Raw genomic sequence first — 20,281 nt, 5'->3', positions numbered from 1 at the left:
TATGAACCTACTACTAAAGATATTTCCGCAAACGGCTTAATGATTCGGGCGTTACACCCAAATAAGAAGCCAAATGATACTGAGGAACCCGCTGAATTAACGAGGGGTGATCCTGCAATAAACGTAAATAACGATCAGCAGCATTGTCAGCAATTTGAGAATCAATACGGCCTTCCATGTCCTGAACGGTACGTTCCAGCATCATCATTGAAAAACGCTGATAGGCTTGCGATTCTTCAAAAAGGGTTGCCCGATCTTCGCTCGTCATCACCAGTAAAGTAGAATCTTCCAGAGCCTGAACCGAATAAGGGCTGAGACGGTGGGTAGAATAACCGGTTACACTCGTCACAAAAGAATTTTCGTCTCGAAGGAATAGAGTTACTTCTTTTCCTTTGTCGGTGCGGTACACTCGCATTACTCCTTCAATCACAAAGGCAACCTCATCAATGTGGTCCCCCTGATGAATGAAAAAATCACCTTTTTTGAAGGGTCGAGTTTGGTACGCAGAGTTGATGGCATCTACATCTTCTTGAGACAGCTCCACATATCTGCGGATGTAGGACAAGAGTGGCTGTGTAACGTTTTCTGAAAGCATACGTTTTTCAAGGAAATTATGAAATGGCGGTTTTACTGTCAGCTAAAATAGCACATTTTTATGGTACTTACCATAACGCAAGCCAACAATTCGATATTTTTTTAAGTTACCTGCGTTTTTTAAGTCAAAATACTCATAAATATAAATACATAAAATTAGTATCTTAAATTCCATCAATTAACTAATCCATAGCATTCTATGAGCGTTAAATCATAATTTACCAGATAAATACTACTATCCTACCCAATAAATTCTATTCAAATAAAAAAATCTATTCATTAGATTTCGAATTAACATTTATATACGTGGTTAAGAATTTATATACGTAAATACTCAATAACATAGATTTTACTGGATGATTTTATAGAAATAAAGTGCTTCAAACGATTTGCCTTTTAAACGCTCAATTGTCATATTCTTATATACTTTCACACTACTTATTGTCCTTCAGAAACAATTAAAGTCTTTTGTTACTACTAGTGGATACGTTAACTAATGAGTCTTATACTATCGTTTTTAATTTACTTTCTTAAATAACCTAGCGTATAAACGTCGACACTGCTCTTGATCGGTTAGGACCTTCCATCATCTTATCTCTAAAAAAGACGAGACCCGATATTAATGATCGGGTCTCGTCTTCAAATTAGGAAATTTCGATGATTTTGGAGAGGTCATCCCAAAACCGAGGATAAGATTTGGCGACCACTGACGCATCATCTATAATCAGGTCTGTTCGCATGGCGATGGGAGCAAAAGCCATAGCCATCCGGTGGTCTTCATACGTATGAATAATCGTTTCGGGCTTATTCCAATCGGTACTTTCCCCTACCTGAATCTGATATTTTTCATTTGGCGTTACTTCCACCAGATCGGCTCCGAATTTTTGAAGCTCCAGCTGAATTGCTAACACCCGATCCGTTTCTTTTACTTTCAGACTTTCAATGCCGGTGAAAATCGCAGGCACTCCTTTCATGGCCGCTACCACCGAAACCGTTTGAGCCAGATCAGGACAATGCGTAAAATCCCACTCCAGATGATCACTTGCCGGAATTTGTGTCAGTTTAAACCCACGACCAGTGAAGGTGCTTTCTACCCCCAGTTGACGCATAATGTCAACAATGGCCGAGTCTCCCTGAAGTGAATTTTCTTTTAAGCCCAATAGCTCTACTTCTGAGCCTTCGGGTCCTAACGCTACCAGACTATACCAGTAACTTGCTCCCGACCAATCGGATTCAATGGCATAATCGCAGGTTGCGTAAGGTTTTGCTTCTACACGAATGCTGCGGTTTTCCCAGTCTGCCGTTACCTCTGCTCCAAACTGACGCATTTGCTGGATGGTCATTTCAATGTAAGGTATCGAACCCAGGTTACCCGTCAAATGAATGGTTAACCCTTCAGGTAAGGTGGGAGCAATCATCAGTATCGCTGAGATAAACTGGCTGCTCACGTCGCCCCGCATGGTTAAATCCTTCTTGCCGGAAAATTTGAATCCGTTCAGCTCCAGCGGTGGGTAGCCTTCATTTCTCTGATACGTAATATCAGCTCCCAATTCCCGCAGGGCATCTACCAGAATTCCAATCGGGCGTTCCTGCATCCTGGCAGTCCCCGTCATGATCTTTTTCTTGCCTAGCACGGCGTAATAAGCCGTTAGGAAACGCATAGTCGTTCCCGCATCGAGTACATCGGCTACTGGTCCATCCAGGATCAGTAAGCGTTGCATGGTTTGTGTATCACGAGCTTCGGAAAGGTTCGTGAGCAAGCCCTTACCACCCGCTAACGCGTTCAGGATTTGAGCACGATTCGATTCGGATTTGGAAGCAGGTAATAAAATGTCAACCTGAAAAGGTTTGGTAACTTTATGGAGGAGGAGCTTTTTCAAGACAGTACAGAAGAATAATATGCACGCAATAACAACCAGCCGCAAAATTATTCTTTTTCCGGGGTTTTACTTTATAACCGTTTTGAGTTTTGGCCGAAATTTAAATTTATTGACGTACCAAGAGCCCCCATTAATCCTGGTCTACATCGTTTTTAGAATTCTTAAGCGATTGCGATTACCGATTTTCAAGGCCTTATGAGTGGATTTAAAACACAAAGCTCCCAAACCGAACAAACCGCCCGAAACGATGGCAGTAGAGGTTTTCAACTGCAAAGGAGCTCCCTTAAACTCCTGATTCCAGACAGGACTGAAGAAATCCATGACAAAATAAAGAGCTCCGGCGATGGGTAATAGATAACCCGCCTGAACCGCCAGCCCGCTTCCATTCATGAAATAAACTTTACGAATCTGATCGAGCCGGTACTCTACGAATTCATTCTGATTGGTAATTTCACTAAAATCAGCGAAGACGACGGTCGAGTCGGTAACGGCAAAAATATTATCACGGATTTTTCCACTCTGCCCTTTGGCTTTGAAGACAATCTCGTCGCCCGCGAAAAAACGCTTTCTCCCACCGGGATAATCAACGGCAATGTATTTCACCGATTGATGGGCCGTTAAAGCCCGACCCATACTTGGGTTCGCTTTCCGTAATAATTCTTCCGTAGAAGGACTCTGAGCCCATAAAGCCGTAGCAGAAAAGGTGGTCAGAAGGAGTATAATCCATTTCATAGCTTTCAGTAACAAAAGTAACATGCAACCCAAAAAACGTCTGGTTTCGAGGAAAAGTATGCTTTCAGCCAGAGGGTTTGGGCTTTTCCTGAACAAAATCATTCCTACGATTGACACCAAATTTGTCGTAAAGATTAATGCAAAGTAACGCCACCCGAGACAATAAACTTCATTACTTCCGTAGCACTTACATTCACAGGCTTTACATTTTCTTTCGGAACAATAAACAAATGGCCGGAAAATGCATACGACTGGGGAAAATACACCGCGACCGAACCGGGCAATTCCCAATCTGTCAAATCTGTCTGGGTTAGAAAACCAATCCGGTATAACTCCGAATGGGCATCCATCTTTACCAACACGGGTTGATTGAATTTCTTCTTATCGCCTACAAAGGCTGAGGTTAGATCTTTCAGGGAAGAATAAATAATTCGAACCAGGGGTAGACGATCAATGATTTCCTCAAAAACATTGAAAATAGGTATAAGAATAAAGGTAGATCCCAGAAAACCAACGAGAAAGACAATAGCCAGAACGATTACCATTCCCACTCCCCAAAGCCGAATCTGCTCTTTACCCGTACCAATGCCCACTGGAATTAATCCATCCAGATACAGAAAAGCCTGATACAGGATGTAGCCCGTAAAAAACAGGGGAGCAATGAGTAAAAGGCCTCGAATGAAGTAGTTAATAAATCGATTCAGTATTCGCTTTTTCATGGGGGTAATGGAATGAAGGGGAATCTATTCTACAATCGGGATTCCTGAAGCAAAGTTCATTTCCTATGCTTATTTAGCATACTTACGCAAAAAGGTCGTAAGCGTTCCCACTTACGACCCCTATACTGTTTATTTCGTTGCCTGTGTTAGCTTAAATATCTAAAATCCTGACCGCTTTCGAGCTTTAACAGGGTTTCATACATCAGAGTAATCACGGCCTGAACGTCCTGCTTACTCACGGTTTCAACCGTAGTGTGCATGTACTTCAGCGGAAGGGAAATTAACGCAGAAGCAGTTCCTTCGGCCGCATAAGCAAACGAGTCCGTATCCGTGCCCGTCGAGCGGCTTACCGCCTGACGCTGGAAGGCAATCTCTTTTTCTTCGGCTACACCAATGAGAAAATCCAGCAGGTTATTTTGCACCGCTGGCCCATAGCATAACACCGGACCGCCACCGCAGCGTAAATCGCCCTGCTCTTTTTTATCGTATCGCGGCGAAGTAGTATCGTGCGTTACATCCGTACAGATAGCCACATCAGCTTTCAGACGACGGGCAATCATTTCAGCTCCACGTAGGCCAATTTCTTCCTGAACGGCATTGACTACGTACAAGGTATAGGGCAATGTCACCTGATTTTCTTTTAGCAAACGAGCTACTTCTGCAATCATAAAACCGCCCACGCGGTTATCCAGAGCACGACCAACAAAATAGCGATCATTTAATTCGGTTAACTCGTCTTCAAAGGTGATGACGCAACCCACATGAACGCCTTTTTCTTCCAGTTCCTTTTTCGTAGCCCCACAATCAATCGTCAGGTCGGTTACTTTCGGGGCCGTGTCTTTGCCAGGTCACGTACGTGAATGGCAGGCCAGCCAAAAATGCCTTTAACGATTCCTTTTTTCGTGTGAATATTCACCCGCTTGGAAGGAGCAATGACCGCATCAGAACCGCCGTTGCGGCGAACATAGATGTAACCATCGTCTGAGATGTAATTCACAAACCAGGAAATCTCATCGGAGTGAGCTTCGATTACTACTTTGTAAGGCTGGCCTGGGTTGATTACCCCCACCACCGTACCGTAGGTATCAACGATGTATTCGTCAATGTAAGGTTTGATGTAATCCAGCCAGATGCGTTGTCCTGAGGCTTCGAAACCCGTTGGCGATGGGTTATTAAGGTATTGATAGAGAAAGGTTTTACTACTTTCAGTCATAATGATAATTGAAAAATGAAACGTTCATCCTAACTGTTTTTCAACAGTCTGCTATTCATTAACTCCGCTGCCCTTTACTTAATTCATCCTGCCATTCTTTTAATTCCACCCAGCGGCCTTCCGCAGCCAGTTGAGCCTGCTCCGGCAGGTAGAAGGGTCCCGGTTTTCGAAACGGGGACCTTCGGCTTTTAATAACGCTCTGATGTGGTCAACGGAGGTAGTGGCCAGACTTTTGAAGCTAATAATTCCGTTGACATTCAGGATTTGTTCAATTTTAGGACCAATTCCCTCAATAACCTTCAGATCATCGGGTTCATCCAGAATAACCGGAGCTGCAATGGCGGAAGTAAGTCCTGGAATGCCTTCAAAAGTAGCAATATCCAGAGGTATCTCGATGGTCGGTTCTTTGATTACTTCGGGTTCCGAAGGAACGACAGGGTCGGGTTGCGGCACCGCAAAAGGCTCTGGCATGAACGGCTTGGTCGTCTTGTCCTGTCTGAATGGTTTCGGTTTGCCCTGACGACACATTTCCAGCTCCACCTGTTTGGTAGCGATTTCCATTTGAATCGTATCAATCTGATGATTCATGGAACGGCGGCCTAAGATCCAGCCAATACCCGCCACCAAAGTCATGATGGCAACGGCTTCCAGCACAGCAATGGGTATGTTTTGACTTAACGATTGTATTAATACCATGATTTTCTAAGCTTGAATAGCATTCTTCAATGCAAGTCTTACGTCCTTATTACCCCTTCTGGGTTATCTCCTGCTGTAACGCTTTTAGCTGTTCCCATTTTCCTTCCTGAGCCAGTTTCGCCTGTTTAGCCCAGCTACTGGACTCCTGAACCTGGAAACGGGAACCGCCAGAAGCCCGCAAAATGGACATCACGTGGGAAGGTTCCGCCGCTGCTAGCTGAGCAAAAGTTTTGATACCCGCCTCATGCAATAGCTTCTCTACTTTGGGACCAATGCCTTCAATCTTTTTCAGGTCGTCTTCCTCATTCGGAATTACAGTAGTCGCCATCGGCTGAGCTGCCTCTTCAGCGGGCGGAGCTACGATGGGCTCGGCAAAAGGGGTAGCCGGATGAATGGCTTTCGGCTGCGGCGGCACGTACAAACCCTGCTCGCACTGATTCAGATGAAACTCCAGATTACTTAAACTTGCCTTTAGCTTATTGAGGGTCGTCTTCCCGTTCAGATAGCCAATGATATACCCCAGAATGCCGGCTCCTCCCAGAAAAATCAGGTGTTGTAACCAGGCACTTTCCAGATGCATGGGATTAAAATGTTCGTACATATCAATACTTATTTCCGAGAAATTCTGTTACATCTTCTGTTCGTCGATCGCCATCGTTACCCGACGATTAGCCTTTCGGCCTGCGGGTAACGTATTGTCTGCCAGCGGCTGCGTCTCTCCTTTTCCAATCGTAATAATCTGATCAGGTTTTATTCCCTTTCTGACAAACTGTCGCTTCACTGCCTCTGCCCGACTTTTAGATAGTCTCAAATTCGAGTCATCTGGCCCTTCACTGTCCGTATGCCCGGTTAATATCAGGCGTTTATTAGGGTTCTGTTTCAGGTATTTCTTTACTTCATTAAAAAACGTCTCGTTATCTTTCGTTCGAATGAATTGATTACTACTCAGCGGGAAATATAACTCCATGGGCCGGAAAATGCTTTCATACGTAGCCGCAGCGGCTAGTTCCTCTTCCGTTTGTCCTTTGGGAACTTCGAAGGAAGTAGCAGTGGAGGTCGGCGGAGTCGTTTCCGTTAGCTTTTCTTCCGTTAGCGTTTCTGCCACTTCAGCTGTTCCCGAAAAGACAAAGCCTGCTCCATAGGATGAGTCCGCCGGACTGAAGGCTAAGGCCCGTTGTTCGGCTTCGGTCAATACCTGTTTATCAGGAACTCCTAACTTCAAAAAGTATTGCTTAATCGCATCAGCCCGGGCTAATCCCAAGGATTGGAAGGCCGTGTTATTTTCCTCGTCACTGGCATAATACCCAACCAATTTCACTGTTTTCCTGGGATTAGCTTTCAGATAAACCGCCAGCGATTGTAACTGAGGCTGAACCGCCTCCGTTGAAACCCCACCTCTTGAACGAGCAAAACCCAGATTGTGTATGGAAGTTACATGAAAAGAATTAGCGTCTTGGATATCAAGGGCCGGTATATCAAATTCAGTAGAAGAAACCTCTTCGCTTACCACTACTGGTTCTGGATTTCCATCACACAATTGTTTAATCTGGCAAACGTGCCAATAAGCCCCTCCTGCAATCCAGCTGATTAGCACTAACCAAGTCAGCGTTTTGACGGTTGACATAACAAATCGTTAGATAAAATGAAAAGTTCTGAGCGAACGAATGGAAGATTAGTTCGAAAACACTTAAGAATTCGTCGACATTTACAAATGTACTTCTGTTTGTTCACTAACGAAGCCATTTGTTAAATATGCCTATAATAATAACTCAGGCTTACCCGAAAAGGTTATAAAAAAGAGCCTCACCTGTAGGTAAGGCTCTTTTCTACATTTGAACGTTTGATTTCGTTTCGTAAGGTTTGAAAATGTTTTAATCACTAAAACCTCTTTAAACTTTTCTTAAACGAAATCAAACACTCAAACGCTAGTATTATCGATTCATTGAGAGTAAGAACTCTTCGTTTGAACGGGTTCCCCGCATTTTTTCCAGCAGGAATTCCATTGATTCTACGGAATTCATATCGGACATATATTTGCGTAAAATCCATACTCGTTTGAGCGTTTCGGGATCCATAAGCAGATCCTCGCGACGAGTACCGGAAGCAGGAACATCGATAGCTGGGAAAATCCGACGATTCGAGAGTTTCCGATCCAACTGAAGTTCCATGTTACCCGTACCTTTGAATTCCTCAAAGATCACCTCATCCATCCGGCTTCCCGTTTCGATTAGAGCAGTAGCGATAATAGTTAATGAACCTCCGTTCTCCACATTACGAGCTGCACCGAAGAAGCGTTTGGGTTTATGAAGAGCGTTGGCGTCTACCCCACCCGAAAGGATTTTACCCGAAGATGGAACGACCGTATTATACGCACGAGCCAGACGAGTAATAGAATCCAGCAGAATAACGACATCGTGACCGCATTCTACCATACGTTTGGCTTTTTCCAATACCATGCTCGATACTTTCACATGGCGATCGGCCTGCTCATCGAACGTAGAGGAGATGACCTCCGCCTTTACACTTCGCTGCATATCCGTTACCTCTTCCGGGCGTTCGTCAATCAGCAGGATCAACAGGAACACTTCGGGGTGGTTACGGGCAATGGCGTTGGCAATTTCTTTCAGTAATACCGTTTTACCCGTTTTAGGCTGAGCTACGATCATCCCCCGCTGACCTTTCCCAATGGGAGCAAACAGATCAAGGATACGGGTAGAATTTTCGCGACCCGAGGTAAACAGATTTAATTTTTCCGTTGGGAATAAGGGAGTTAAGTATTCAAAAGGAATACGGTCCCGAATCTCTTCGGTGGTTTTTCCGTTAACGGATTCCACTCGTAACAGGGCAAAATACTTCTCCCCTTCTTTGGGAGGACGAATCGCTCCCCGAACGGTGTCTCCCGTTTTCAGACCAAATAATTTAATCTGAGAAGGAGATACATAAATATCATCGGGAGAAGCCAGGTAGTTATAATCAGCGGAACGCAAAAAGCCGTATCCTCCGTCTGACATAATTTCCAGAACTCCTTCGTTTTCAATTAATCCGTCGAACTCCCGAATGTGCTGGTTATAGTTACGCTTCACCTGCTGCTGCATTTGCTGCGAGCGAGGATTGGGCTGTAAAGGCTGTCCATTTTCATCGGTACGTCCTTCCCGGTCGCGAGGTTCACGGTTTTCCCGATTGTTCGGACGTGCACCCGTTTCAGGATTAGGAGCCTGAACGGCGGCCGTCTGAGGCTCAGGCATTACTTCCATAGTGGCCTGATACGCCTCGTCTAAAGAAAAATCATTCGCTAATTCAGCCGGAATTTCCATTTCATCAATGGGCTCAAAAGCCGAATCTTGCTGATTTTTTTGTTCTTCCGCAGCTTCCAGAGTGGAAGTAGAAGCTTCTGGGATTTTCTCGTCTGAGTTACCGCGACGAATGCGGGTACGTTTGTGTCGATTATCCTGATTTTCAGTTGAAACGGGTTCAACCGGAGCCGCAGGAGTTTCAACGACGGGTGATTCAGCAACGACGGGCTGGGCTACCGGAGCGGGAGTTACCTCCTGTTCTTCGGCCACTTTCCGCGTACGCCGAGCCCGGGGTTTATCGGAGGCTGCTGGCATATGAGTGGTACTGGCAGGCTTTTTCTGTTCGACCTGTCTTTCTAGAATTTTAGCAATGAGATCAGATTTGGACAATTGGGTGGGATTAGATATACTCAACTCCCTTGCGATTGCCCTCAATTCTGACAGCAGCCGCAAACTCAGCTCTTCTGATGTATACATGAAAATAACGTATCAATCGCGGCCGTGCCGGAATAGAAAATTAATATGGTGGGGTGAAATAGAAAAAATGCTTGAGTTGTTTTTGATTCATTCACAGAAGGGTAAAAGCTACTACAACGATTGGGGAAGGAGAGCGTACCAGCGTCTGGAGATGCGTCGCATTGGTGAATGAGTTGCAAAGGTAAAACGGACGAAAGCATTTTGTCAATATCTCAACCTAAACTTTTTTGTTACAGCGAGTTATCGCCAGAGTTATTGATAAAATCGTTTTTCAAATAAACGGTACTGATAGGATTGGCAAAGCGAACTTTATGGGTTAAAACGATTTGCATAATCTTGAAATTAATTTCTTCCTTGATTCGGTTAAACGTGCGAATGTCCCGGGTTTCTACAAAATAGATAATCAGTACGTCGAAGGACTGATCGCCGAAGGCATCAAAACGTATGACACCAGGTTTGTTTTTTGTAAATTCATGAACGTCAATTGCGTCCTGAATATCAGAAATTACCGCTCTTAACCGTTCGGAAGAGGTACTTAAATCCAGCCGGATCGTATACTTGGCCCGTCGGAATTCACGCTGAGTAAGGTTTTCTAATACCTGTGAGACAATCAGACGATTGGGTACGGTTACCAGACTGCCATCTACCGTACGTATACGCGTACTGCGGAAACCTATTTTTTCTACATCGCCTGTCATCGTCCCGATCTGTACGGCGTCTCCTACTACGAATGAGCCGTCCATAAAAATGGTAAACGACGCAAGCAGGTTTTCCAGCGTTTCGCGGGCCGCCAAAGCAATAGCGATACCGCCAATTCCCAATCCGGTGATTAACGTGGCGACGTCAATATTAAATACCTTGCCCGTTATAATCAGCCCCGCCACAATGACGATCAATGCAATGATGATGTCTGTTAGAAAAGGCACCAGCTGATCATCCATTTTCGTGTCCGTTCGTTCTGCCCGACGGGTAAAAACAATCGCCAGAAACTTCACAAAACGAATCAGAACCCACGTTAGGGCCAGAATGAGTAAACTTTTGTATCCTCTGAGAAAAATAAGGCGAAGGCCAAATTCCGTTGGATGAGCCAGCTCCCACTGGGTAGGGATATGTATGAGATCAAAGGCAAAAAAAGCAATGACCAGCAAAAAGACATATTCCAGAGGTCGCCCCAATAAAGTAACAAACTCCTGAACCGTTACTTCATTTTCCCGGGATACCCTTCGAACGATTCCGAAGGTGATCTGACTCAGCTTTTTGCCAATAAAACGGCGAAAGAGCGTTCCAGTAGCAAGGATAACAAAGAATCCTAAAAAATTGAGCCAGTCGTTTCCTGGAAGATACTTGTTTAAAAATTCCTGAAACTGTTCCAATCGTAATCTATGGGATTGCAAACCTTAGCGGAGAATCTGAAGAGAAAGCTTAATGCTTATTCCAGTATCGGTAGGCTTCGGGGGTATCTATACTGATTAACTCTGAGGGCTTGGGCGGACTCAGGAAAGTAACGTCTGATGTCCCTAGAAATTTCTGCAAGCTTAATGCTTTTTTTTCAAATAAAGTATGAATCGATGAAAAACTAGACGGCTCATAAATGGCCAATAATGGTTCTATCTGATTATCAGAAGTTCTATAAACCGTTGCCGCACATGCAGGGTTCCGATGAGTCGACAAAAAACGTAAGGTTTCTTCGGTTACGACAGGCATATCTACCGCCATTACTAACCAGGCCACTTCAGAATTGGTTCCTATGGCGGACATTAACCCGCCCATTGGCCCCTGCTCCGCGTATTGATCGGTGATTACTAACTCGCCCGAAACGGATGGTTGAGAAGGATTCATGGAAAGATATACCCGCTCACAAACCTTTTGTAACAGCTTCTGTACGTACTGCCACTGAGGCATGTCGTGGTAACTCAACCAGGCCTTGTCCTGCCCCATGCGGGAACTTTGCCCCCCAGCCAGCACCAATCCCCAAAGCGGTGGTAATTGCTTCATTTCACTTTGACTTGGGTTAATTTGAGAAGGTTTGATCGTTTTTTAATAAACCCAGCTTTTAATAACCCCAGCGGGGTTTAATATGGGTAGCCCCGGATGTAATCCGGGGAAGAGTAACATATAGGATATGACAACGAACCGATACATCCGGGGCTATTCGTATTGAACCCCTCCAGGGCTATGGTTTTTCAGAAAATCAAACGATTTCAAAACCATTCAAACCTCCTCAAACAATCTATTTTGATTGAAAATCAGATTTTCCGCCTGTTTTGGTGAGTAACCGGGTTTCTTGAATAACGATATCGTGAGATAAAGCTTTGCACATGTCATAAATCGTCAGAGCGGCGATAGAGGCTCCCGTCAGGGCTTCCATTTCTACCCCGGTTTTGGCTTCCAGAGCACAGGTACAATCAATTTGCACCTGATTACCCATGACTTCAATTTTGAACTTACAGGAATCCAGTCCCAGCGGATGACAGAAGGGGATTAGTTCCGAAGTCTTCTTCGCCCCCATCGTTCCGGCAATGATGGCGGTATGAAACACAGGGCCTTTCTTGGTTTTAATTTCACCATCCTGCAAAGCTTCCAGCACGGCTGGGGGTAATAAAACCAGACTCCGGGCCGTAGCCGTCCGGCGGGTAATCAGCTTGTCCCCCACATCCACCATCGTAGGGTTCGCATTTTCGTCTATATGAGAAAGAGGCATGCTAGTTTTGAGTTTGTTGGTTTTGAGTTTAGAGTTGTTAAAATGTTAATGTTTCAATAACTCAAAACCAACAACTCTAAACTCAAAACTCCCTTATTTTTTCACCCCAATCATAATACCCGTGGCCCAATCTTGTTGGGTAATCCAGAGTTGGGGTTCTGAAAGGAGGCGTTCTTTTAATAAATGTGCCTTGATATCGTGTCCTTCGGGCCAGTTGGGTTGCGGTAATAAGTCATCGATGATGTATAAACCACCCGGTTTCAATAGAGCCAGTGTTTCGTCCAGTAACAGGTATTTCCCGTGCCAGGTATCCGCAAAGATATAGTCGAATGACTCCTCCGCATTCGCTTCCAGCCATCCTCCCGCATCGGCTCGTACCAGTGTAAGTCGCTCATCACTGTGAAGGTGACGTTCCGCAATCTCCAGAAATTTAGGATCATTATCAACCGAAATCAATGTCGATGCCGCATCCATTCCGGCGAGAATCCAACTGGTAGATAATCCCGTACCCGTACCTAATTCCAGAAATTTTCCACCGGGTTTGGTGGCAGCCAGCGTCCGAAGCAAAGAACCCGTCAGTGGCTCAGAGGCCATCGTAAAGCCAGAGTCCTGGGTATCTTTCAAGATTGCTTCATAAGCAAAAGGTTCACTCGTACTCATTGCATTGCGGCTTAAGAAGGTAAGAAATAAAAATGGCAACGCCGAAGCGTTGCCAAATCTAAGCGATTCCTGGTAGAATGCAATACGCTTATTTTGCTCCCGGAGGGCAGTTCTTCAGCAAGAAGTCCGTATAGGTTTTTGACAAGTGCTGAGACGTTCCTTCACCTTCGGAGATGCTGTGACTGCGATTCGGATAAATCATCAGACTAAACAACTTACCTGCCTTGATCAAATGGTTAATCAGCACTTCCGCGTTTTGGTAATGCACGTTATCGTCACCCGTTCCGTGGATGTACAACAGGTTTCCTTTCAGGTTTTTAACGTGACTGATCGGTGATCCCTTGGCATAATCAGCCTGAGCTTCCGAAGGAATACCCATGTACCGCTCTTCGTAGATGTTATCATACAAGTGCAGATCCGAAATAGCCGCAATAGCAATGCCCGTCTGGTACAAATCAGGATACTGCATGAGAGCATTTAACGTAGACATGCCACCGCCGCTCCAGCCCCAAATGGCTACGCGATTTTTATCGATAAATGGCCATTTTACAATTTCCTGCGTAGCCAGTCCCTGGTCTTTGGTGTTCACGATTCCGTTGTTACGGTAAATCGCTTTCCGCCAAGCCCGACCTTTCGGAGCAGGAGTTCCGCGGTTATCCAGCGAAATATAGATGTAGCCCTGATCGGCCATATTTCCCTGGAACAGACGATTGTAACCCGAGCCAAAACGATCGACTACCGTCGCCGAAGCGGGTTCGCCATACACGTAAAAGACAACGGGATATTTCTTCGTAGAATCGAAGTTGGCAGGTTTCACCATCCAGCCATCCATAACGGTTCCTTCGGATGTTTTTACCTGGAAAAATTCTACTTTCATTCGACCCGCTTTCAACTCAGGCTCAGTTTTCCCATCGGCTGGCTTATGCGTAGGCAGGGAGATAAAACCCCCAGTAGGCTGAATATTTGCCGAAGAAAACGAATGACTAGCCCATAAACCGTTCGGAGAGATCTCGTAATCGTTCGTCCCTGCGTATTTTGCTGGCGTTAAGCGTTCCGCATTTCCTTTTCCATTCAGTTTCAGACGGTATAAATATTGCTGAGTTGCATTCGTAGGGGAAGCAGCAAAGTACACATACCCATTTTTTTCATCGACTGCATAGACATTAATAATGTCATAAGGTTCTTTTGAAAGCAACGTTTCTTTACCCTCTTTCGTCACTTTATATAACTGACGCCAGCCGCCTTTTTCGCTCAGGTATAAAAACTCTTTGTTACCCGCGAGCCAGTGCCAGTTCGTCACTTCACTTTCTGACCAGTTACTCCGAACATCTACCCAGGCATCGTCGGTTTCTTTATTAATCACTTTCGCCGCTCCAGTGGTTCCGTCCGCTACGTATAAGGTACTCTCCTGCTGACGACGATTGAGTTGCTGGATTAATAACTCCGAACTTCCAGGAATCCACTCCATGCGGGGTAACAGGTTGTTATCCGGCTCGCCGGGAATCTGGATGGGTGTAATCTTACCCGTTGCCACTTCAACCGTTTTGACAAACGTCGGAGAAGGCTTCTCTCCTGCTTTAGGATATTCTACGGGAACGTTAAAAGAATACGTAGAGTCCGTATTATTCATCATCAGGAAATTACGAATCTTACGGGCATCTACCGTCCAGAAGGCAATTCGCTTGCTATCGGGCGACCAGCGAAATCCGTCGCGACAATCCAGTTCTTCTTCATAAACCCAGTCAAACGTCCCGTTAATCAACCGATCTGTTCCGTCAGTCGTCAAAGGCTTAATCGCTCCTGACTTTAAATCCTCTACATAAAGGTTATGCTTGGAAACATAGGCCACCTGAGAACCATCGGGCGAAACTTTCGCAAACATCAGAGAGCTTTCGGGCAGCGACTGTCCCAGCTTCTTAAGGGAGTTACCCGCCATGTCCAGCAGGTAATAATCACCACGGGTAGCATAACGCCACACCCGCTTGCCATTGGTGTAGATCAATAATTTTTTAAGCGTAGGCAAGTAATCAAAGGCCTGCACTCGCAGAGGCTCACTCGCTCCAGCAGGAGTTAATTGCTGTTTTGTTACCAGCGTAGTTTTCGCTCCGGTTTTAACGTCCGTCTGAACTAACTCGCCTCCCTGAAAATTCAGGTAAGCATTTCCATCGGGCGACCAGTGAAACTTACGGGCATCCAGAATAGTCAAAGCTTGGGGGCCATACGGTTCAGCAGAGGGCTGAGCAATGGCACAGACCGTACTTATAAAAACAAGTAATGCAATGAGGGAAAATGGTTTTCTCATAAAAACTGGTTAGTCTTAAGCTTATTGAGATGGGAGTTTGGGGCTTTTTACAGAAAGTACCTTCAAATGTAAACCTTTCCGAGGCTACCTAACTTACAAATAGAGCCAAGAAATTCAATATTTAAAAGCATTCGGGCCGGAAGCATTGCTTGAATAAGTCTACTCTGCCATCTTTGATATTCCTTTTTTTACGCCTTTGCTTATGATTTCTGTTGAAGAAGCCTCCCAGATCATCACTGCCCATCAAATCGATTGGGGTACTGAAACGATTCCTCTACCGCTAGCCAACCGCCGAATTCTGGCCGAAGCGATAACGGCTGACCGTGATTTCCCTCCTTTCCATCGGGTAACAATGGATGGTATCGCCGTTTCGATTGATACGCCCATTACCGAAGGATTATTCCGAATTGAAGGAACGCAATACGCCGGAGAGTCGCCTAAAACGATCACTTCACGGGGTTCAGCCCTCGAGGTCATGACGGGAGCGGTTCTTCCATCGAATACAAATACGGTCATTCGTTACGAAGACTTAACATTTTCAGAGTACGGAGATAAACGATTTGCGGCTCTGAATACAAACGTCAATCCGCAGCAAAACGTACATCACCAGGGAAGCGACCGTCGGGCGGGTGAAGTGTTATTACAGGCTGGCATTCGCTTGGGTTCTTCTGAGATTGGCATTCTGGCTTCCGTGGGTAAGTCGCAGGTATTGGTTCAGAAAAAACCACGCGTAGCTATTATTTCAACGGGCGACGAGTTGGTTGATATTCAGGTAACTCCTCTCCCCCATCAAATTCGTAAATCCAGTGGGTATCAACTGGCGGCGGCTTTGCAGGAAATGGGTTTTGCCAGTGAGTTATTTCACCTCCCCGATCATCCTGAATCACTGGAAAAGAAGTTAACGGAATTAATACAGAACTTTGAAATTCTGATTCTGACGGGTGGCGTTTCAGCCGGTAAAAAGGATTTTGTACCCGCTACGCTGGAGAAATTAGGGATTCAGAAACAATTTCATAAAGTAGCTCAGCGGCCCGGTAAACCCGTCTGGTTTGGAGTTAGAGCAGGACAAAACGCCGTTTTCGCTTTGCCCGGCAATCCCGTTTCTACCTTTGCCTGTTTTCTGAAATACGTTCGACCGTATTTGTTGCAGGGCACGCTCGCACCAATGAAAGCCGTTCTTTCAGAAAAGATCATTTTCAAACCCGAGCTGACGTATTTTCTAACCGTTGCCGCTTCTTTTAACGAAGAAGGTCGATTGATGGCGACCCCACTCAAAGGGTCAGGGTCAGGTGATTTCGCGAATTTATTGGCGTGTACCGGGTTTCTGGAATTACCCGCAGATCGTTCAGAATTTACAGCTGGCGAAGTCTTTTCATACCTCTCTTTTCGTTAACTGATTTTTTAAACGTAGTTGAGTTATGCTTTCGTTACCGGCCCTGCAACAGGAAGTTTATCAGGAATTTCTACGCATTTTTCAATACTGGGAAACGCATACCGTCGATCCACGCGGAGGCTTTTATGGTCGGATAGACGCAGACAATCAACCTGATTCAAAGGCAGATAAGGCGATTGTTCTGAATGCCCGCATTCTCTGGGCATTCTCGCTAGCGTATCGGGTTACCCGAAAACCGGACTATCGAACGCTGGCTGATCGGGCGTATCAGTTTATAAAAACCTACTTCTGGGATAAAAAGAATGGCGGCGTGTATTGGTCGGTGAAAACGGACGGTAGCCTTCTGTGACCAAGAAACAGTTATACGGTCAGGGCTTTGCTTTGTACGGACTGAGCGAATATTACCGGGCTACGAAAATACCTCAAGTCCTGGATGATGCGAAACAGTTGTTCCAAACGCTGATTGAAAAGGCCTACGATCCGAAACAAGGCGGTTTTATTGAAGCTTTTAATGAAGATTGGTCGCAAACGGAGGATTATATTTTGAGTAAGGGTGAAGAGCGAAAATCGATGAATACGCACCTGCATTTGATTGAACCCTTCACAAATTTATACCGCGTATGGCCCGATCCTGAATTGAAAAAACACGTTCGCTCCATGCTGGAAAATGACTTTATGGGTCATATCATTAATCCTGAAAGTTATCACATGCGGCTGTTTTTCACGGAAGACTGGCAGGTAAAGTCCACCGAAATTTCCTACGGACACGACGTTGAAGCGTCCTGGTTACTCTACGAAACAGCCGAAGTATTAAATGAAAAGGGGTTACTAGCAAAAGTAAAAGAGTTAAGTCTGAAAATGGTTACCGCTACCCTAGAAGGCTTAAACCCAGACGGAGCCTTGACTTACGAATTCGATCCGACCTCGGGACATAAAAACGAAGATCGAAGCTGGTGGGTATTAAGTGAACAAATGGTGGGTTACTTCAACGCCTATCAACTTTCGGGTAAGCAACATTTTCTGGAAAAATCGCAGCAAAGTTGGGCTTTCATCAAAGAGCATTTGATTGACTATAACGATGGCGAATGGTTCGAGAAAACGGATGCCCATCATCAGCCCTCCCGAAAGGCTGATAAGGTTAATGCCTGGAAATGCCCTTACCACAACAGCCGGGCGTGTTACGAAATTTGGCATCGCATGCAGGTTAAGAAATAACTCTACTTCTCCAATTCCTAACAGAGCTGCCAGCAAAAAGTTGGTCGGGCTACATTGGTAGCAATAACACCCTCTTCTTCCCTCCTGTCATCCAGAGCGAAACGAAGGACCCTACTATAGGATTGAGTAACACTTTCTGGCTGCAAGTTAATCTTCCGCAGTCGCTTGGCTCTAGCCGAGTGACTACCTAGCTCCAGGCCTCTGGCCCGTAGAGTGCAAACCCCTAGCTAGTTACAAAACAGCTTTCCCAAACAAGACCAAGCTTGCGAACATCGGACAGAAGCCTACCATACTACAGCGTCGCTTGGCTAGAGTCGAGCGGCGGGGTAACTAACTATTTTCACCAATCATAAGATATTCAAATTCAATAATTTACCCTATAAATACTTAATAAATAATTACTACGTTACAACTTTTAATCAGTAACCAGGGTCTTAAATTCAGAAAGCTTTCTCAGACCGTTTGCGTCTGCCACTGGTTCAGTGTGAAACAGAACTCATTTGATTTAACAAACAAACCATGAAACAACTGTCAAAATGGATTTGCCTGATTCTCCTTTCCACCGGAGTTATCAGTTGTAACAAAAATTTTTCAGAACCCTTTTTTCTCACCGCCACTGACTTTAGTATGGGAGGAAGTCCAAATTGGTCGGCTGGTTTTTCGGACTATTCAACCGCCACCGATACGGCCATTTTCAGTTTTAGAAAAGGTTTATCAAAACTTCCTGCTCCACTAGATACTACCAAACAGGGATTTCGTCTCCAATCAATTAATCGAAGCGATGACATATTCATGTATCTGACCCAAAAAGTTTCTGGCTTAGCTCCCAACACCAAGTTTAACGTTGAGTTTGTGGTGGAACTAGCCTCAAACGCACCGGATAAAAGCGTTGGAATTGGAGGGTCGCCCGCCCATTCCGTCTATCTGAAAGCCGGAGCTTCAGGCGTGGCTCCGGCGGTAACGCTAGTGGGAGATTTTTATACGTTTAATCTGGACAAGGGCAATCAGGCCCAGGGCGGTAAGGATTTGATGGTATTAGGAGATATCTCAAACGGCACGCAGGACAGTACGTACAAGTTTATTACTCGCAGTAACGAAAATCAAAAGTTACAGGTTACCTCCAACGCCGACGGAAATATTTATGTGGTCGTTGGGACCGATTCTGGCTATGAAGGACTGACGAATTTGTATTACAAACGCATTCAAACTCGCTTCACGCCAGCTACCAACTAAACTTCCGCTTAATCCCATAAATTCTAAGCCCTGAATATTCAGGGCTTTTTTACTGGAATTTCAGATCGACGATAATGGCTTTATGGTCTGAATCTTCAATATCGGCGGTGTGAAAACCTACCGTTTTGAAGCCTTTATTCGTCAACACATGGTCAATCGGAATCATTAGTGGGCCATAGCCATTTCGGTACGTAGGGAAAAGTCCAATACCTTTTCTGGAAGCGTGTAGTCCTGATTCGTTCACCAGCGATTGATACACCGGCGAAAAAACGCTGACGTTAAAATCTCCCGCCAGAATAGCCGGAACTTTCTCCTGAGCAGCCAGGGCAAAGGCTTTGGAAATTCGCTCATTTCGAAGTTTAAACCAGAGCGAGCTCAGGGGCGTTTTCGGGTGTACCGAAATCAGAGCCACTTTTTTGCCCTTTACATTGGCGTAAACATGCATCATGCGATTGGCAGTAACAGCTGCGTGGTCTACTTCAATGGGAAAGCGACTGCCAATCACATTGTAACAATGTGACTTCGTGTAAACCATGTATTGGTAGGGATATTCGGCTCCGAGGCTCTTCCTGAAATGCTGAAAAATGGGAGGCGTAGCTTCAGCGATTAACACAATATCCGCCTTCTCTTTAGCAATACCCCTGACGATGGCTTCGTAATTAGTATTCGTAAACAGCACATTAGTGTGCATGATGCGTAAATCAGCAGTTCCGCTTGTGTCCGTTCTCTGTAACCAGGGAAACACCTGCCAGGCATTTAGAATGACGCTAAACAAGGCAATTACGTACAGCCGATTTCGGAAGAGTATCCAGTAAATCAGTAGAAATACCGACACACCTAGGCACTGTACGGCAAAGTGGCTAAATAACTCAAAGAAGAAAAAATACGTCCCGAATCGCCCGAGTATGCAAACCAGAAGTAAAGCATAAGTCATGAAAGCAACGGTCGACTGCCAGAAATTAAAGTTACGCTCAGCTTTATCGTTTTTTACAGGAGCTGAAATTTCTTCAGTTTTCACAGGGAAAGAAAGGATTATATTTCGTTCGGTACTAATTGAAACGGCAGATAAATTTACGGGATGATTTTCAAGCAAACCTAGTGGGAGCGATGAATACCAGAGACTTTGTCATAGGGTTTACATTTGAAGCATTTCTATAAACGGATTTGTTCCAA

General features: G+C 45.1%; 18 protein-coding genes and 1 pseudogene. 4 read left to right on the top strand and 15 right to left on the bottom strand.

The genetic code is table 11. The annotated features are described in order from the left end of the window. Window positions 1–13: 13 nt before the first annotated feature. The 14 genes and pseudogenes from BWI96_RS17720 to BWI96_RS17655 all read right to left on the bottom strand — a co-directional run bounded on the left by BWI96_RS17720 (window position 14) and on the right by BWI96_RS17655 (window position 15,267). On the bottom strand, window positions 14–595 hold the full coding sequence (locus BWI96_RS17720; RefSeq protein ID WP_106637861.1) for a Crp/Fnr family transcriptional regulator: 582 nt from the start codon (window positions 593–595) through the stop codon (window positions 14–16). 643 nt (window positions 596–1,238) lie between these two features. Further along, entirely contained in the window at window positions 1,239–2,474 is a 1,236-nt protein-coding gene (locus BWI96_RS17715; protein WP_106637885.1) for a 3-phosphoshikimate 1-carboxyvinyltransferase, read from the bottom strand. 141 nt (window positions 2,475–2,615) lie between these two features. Beyond that, window positions 2,616–3,206, bottom strand: a complete 591-nt coding sequence (locus BWI96_RS17710) for a hypothetical protein (protein ID WP_157830421.1) — start codon at window positions 3,204–3,206, stop codon at window positions 2,616–2,618. 134 nt (window positions 3,207–3,340) lie between these two features. Continuing rightward, window positions 3,341–3,925: a DUF502 domain-containing protein gene (locus tag BWI96_RS17705; protein WP_106637859.1), complete on the bottom strand. Its 585-nt coding sequence runs from the start codon at window positions 3,923–3,925 to the stop codon at window positions 3,341–3,343. A gap of 146 nt (window positions 3,926–4,071) precedes the next feature. Continuing rightward, window positions 4,072–5,138 (bottom strand): annotated as a pseudogene (locus BWI96_RS17700) (M20/M25/M40 family metallo-hydrolase). Between the two features lie 99 nt (window positions 5,139–5,237). Further along, window positions 5,238–5,834 (bottom strand): hypothetical protein, encoded by a 597-nt coding sequence (locus BWI96_RS17695; protein ID WP_106637858.1) that lies wholly within the window; start codon window positions 5,832–5,834, stop codon window positions 5,238–5,240. A gap of 49 nt (window positions 5,835–5,883) precedes the next feature. Then, on the bottom strand, window positions 5,884–6,435 hold the full coding sequence (locus BWI96_RS17690) for a helix-hairpin-helix domain-containing protein (protein WP_106637857.1): 552 nt from the start codon (window positions 6,433–6,435) through the stop codon (window positions 5,884–5,886). Between the two features lie 27 nt (window positions 6,436–6,462). Beyond that, the gene (locus BWI96_RS17685) at window positions 6,463–7,458 is read right to left on the bottom strand and encodes an OmpA family protein (RefSeq protein WP_106637856.1); all 996 of its coding nucleotides are present in this window, start codon (window positions 7,456–7,458) and stop codon (window positions 6,463–6,465) included. A gap of 307 nt (window positions 7,459–7,765) precedes the next feature. Next, window positions 7,766–9,604, bottom strand: a complete 1,839-nt coding sequence (rho, locus tag BWI96_RS17680; protein WP_106637855.1) for a transcription termination factor Rho — start codon at window positions 9,602–9,604, stop codon at window positions 7,766–7,768. 230 nt (window positions 9,605–9,834) lie between these two features. After that, entirely contained in the window at window positions 9,835–10,977 is a 1,143-nt protein-coding gene (locus BWI96_RS17675) for a mechanosensitive ion channel family protein (protein WP_106637854.1), read from the bottom strand. Between the two features lie 49 nt (window positions 10,978–11,026). Continuing rightward, entirely contained in the window at window positions 11,027–11,599 is a 573-nt protein-coding gene (locus BWI96_RS17670) for an NTP transferase domain-containing protein (RefSeq protein ID WP_106637853.1), read from the bottom strand. Window positions 11,600–11,834: 235 nt separating this feature from the next. Then, window positions 11,835–12,305 (bottom strand): cyclic pyranopterin monophosphate synthase MoaC, encoded by a 471-nt coding sequence (gene moaC / locus BWI96_RS17665; RefSeq protein WP_106637852.1) that lies wholly within the window; start codon window positions 12,303–12,305, stop codon window positions 11,835–11,837. Between the two features lie 93 nt (window positions 12,306–12,398). Then, window positions 12,399–12,965, bottom strand: a complete 567-nt coding sequence (locus tag BWI96_RS17660; RefSeq protein ID WP_106637851.1) for an O-methyltransferase — start codon at window positions 12,963–12,965, stop codon at window positions 12,399–12,401. Window positions 12,966–13,053: 88 nt separating this feature from the next. Beyond that, window positions 13,054–15,267 carry a S9 family peptidase gene (locus tag BWI96_RS17655; RefSeq protein WP_106637850.1) on the bottom strand — a complete coding sequence of 738 codons (2,214 nt, stop codon included), beginning with the start codon at window positions 15,265–15,267 and terminating at the stop codon, window positions 13,054–13,056. Window positions 15,268–15,469: 202 nt separating this feature from the next. Between BWI96_RS17655 and BWI96_RS17650 the strand changes: the two genes are divergently transcribed. The 4 genes from BWI96_RS17650 (at window position 15,470) to BWI96_RS17640 (ending at window position 19,108) form a co-directional block, all read left to right on the top strand. Then, the gene (locus BWI96_RS17650) at window positions 15,470–16,660 is read left to right on the top strand and encodes a molybdopterin molybdotransferase MoeA (protein ID WP_106637849.1); all 1,191 of its coding nucleotides are present in this window, start codon (window positions 15,470–15,472) and stop codon (window positions 16,658–16,660) included. Window positions 16,661–16,685: 25 nt separating this feature from the next. Beyond that, complete coding sequence (locus BWI96_RS23000; protein ID WP_255400710.1) at window positions 16,686–17,009, top strand: AGE family epimerase/isomerase; 324 nt, start codon at window positions 16,686–16,688, stop codon at window positions 17,007–17,009. Beyond that, the gene (locus tag BWI96_RS17645; RefSeq protein ID WP_255400709.1) at window positions 17,006–17,875 is read left to right on the top strand and encodes an AGE family epimerase/isomerase; all 870 of its coding nucleotides are present in this window, start codon (window positions 17,006–17,008) and stop codon (window positions 17,873–17,875) included. Before BWI96_RS23000 ends, BWI96_RS17645 begins: the two co-directional genes overlap by 4 nt. A gap of 519 nt (window positions 17,876–18,394) precedes the next feature. Further along, a complete protein-coding gene (locus BWI96_RS17640) occupies window positions 18,395–19,108 on the top strand; it encodes a hypothetical protein (RefSeq protein ID WP_106637848.1) in 714 nt (237 codons plus the stop codon). Window positions 19,109–19,157: 49 nt separating this feature from the next. Here BWI96_RS17640 and BWI96_RS17635 read toward each other — a convergent pair whose 3' ends face one another. After that, entirely contained in the window at window positions 19,158–20,126 is a 969-nt protein-coding gene (locus BWI96_RS17635; RefSeq protein WP_157830420.1) for an endonuclease/exonuclease/phosphatase family protein, read from the bottom strand. Window positions 20,127–20,281 lie beyond the last annotated feature (155 nt).

It is taken from the genome of Siphonobacter sp. SORGH_AS_0500 (assembly GCF_002838835.1).
GTDB lineage: Bacteria > Bacteroidota > Bacteroidia > Cytophagales > Spirosomataceae > Siphonobacter.
The sequence above is the reverse complement of the archived record's forward strand: the minus strand, read 5'-3'. Positions and strand labels throughout refer to the sequence as shown.

Excerpts from the sequence above, each read along its gene's own strand:
- BWI96_RS17720 (WP_106637861.1), bottom strand. The coding sequence starts at position 595 with ATGCTTTCAGAAAACGTTACACAGCCACTCTTGTCCTACATCCGCAGA.
- BWI96_RS17710 (WP_157830421.1), bottom strand. The coding sequence starts at position 3,206 with ATGAAATGGATTATACTCCTTCTGACCACCTTTTCTGCTACGGCTTTA.
- BWI96_RS17705 (WP_106637859.1), bottom strand. The coding sequence starts at position 3,925 with ATGAAAAAGCGAATACTGAATCGATTTATTAACTACTTCATTCGAGGC.
- BWI96_RS17695 (WP_106637858.1), bottom strand. The coding sequence starts at position 5,834 with ATGGTATTAATACAATCGTTAAGTCAAAACATACCCATTGCTGTGCTG.
- BWI96_RS17690 (WP_106637857.1), bottom strand. The coding sequence starts at position 6,435 with ATGTACGAACATTTTAATCCCATGCATCTGGAAAGTGCCTGGTTACAA.
- BWI96_RS17685 (WP_106637856.1), bottom strand. The coding sequence starts at position 7,458 with ATGTCAACCGTCAAAACGCTGACTTGGTTAGTGCTAATCAGCTGGATT.
- rho (WP_106637855.1), bottom strand. The coding sequence starts at position 9,604 with ATGTATACATCAGAAGAGCTGAGTTTGCGGCTGCTGTCAGAATTGAGG.
- BWI96_RS17670 (WP_106637853.1), bottom strand. The coding sequence starts at position 11,599 with ATGAAGCAATTACCACCGCTTTGGGGATTGGTGCTGGCTGGGGGGCAA.
- moaC (WP_106637852.1), bottom strand. The coding sequence starts at position 12,305 with ATGCCTCTTTCTCATATAGACGAAAATGCGAACCCTACGATGGTGGAT.
- BWI96_RS17660 (WP_106637851.1), bottom strand. The coding sequence starts at position 12,965 with ATGAGTACGAGTGAACCTTTTGCTTATGAAGCAATCTTGAAAGATACC.
- BWI96_RS17655 (WP_106637850.1), bottom strand. The coding sequence starts at position 15,267 with ATGAGAAAACCATTTTCCCTCATTGCATTACTTGTTTTTATAAGTACG.
- BWI96_RS17650 (WP_106637849.1), top strand. The coding sequence starts at position 15,470 with ATGATTTCTGTTGAAGAAGCCTCCCAGATCATCACTGCCCATCAAATC.
- BWI96_RS23000 (WP_255400710.1), top strand. The coding sequence starts at position 16,686 with ATGCTTTCGTTACCGGCCCTGCAACAGGAAGTTTATCAGGAATTTCTA.
- BWI96_RS17640 (WP_106637848.1), top strand. The coding sequence starts at position 18,395 with ATGAAACAACTGTCAAAATGGATTTGCCTGATTCTCCTTTCCACCGGA.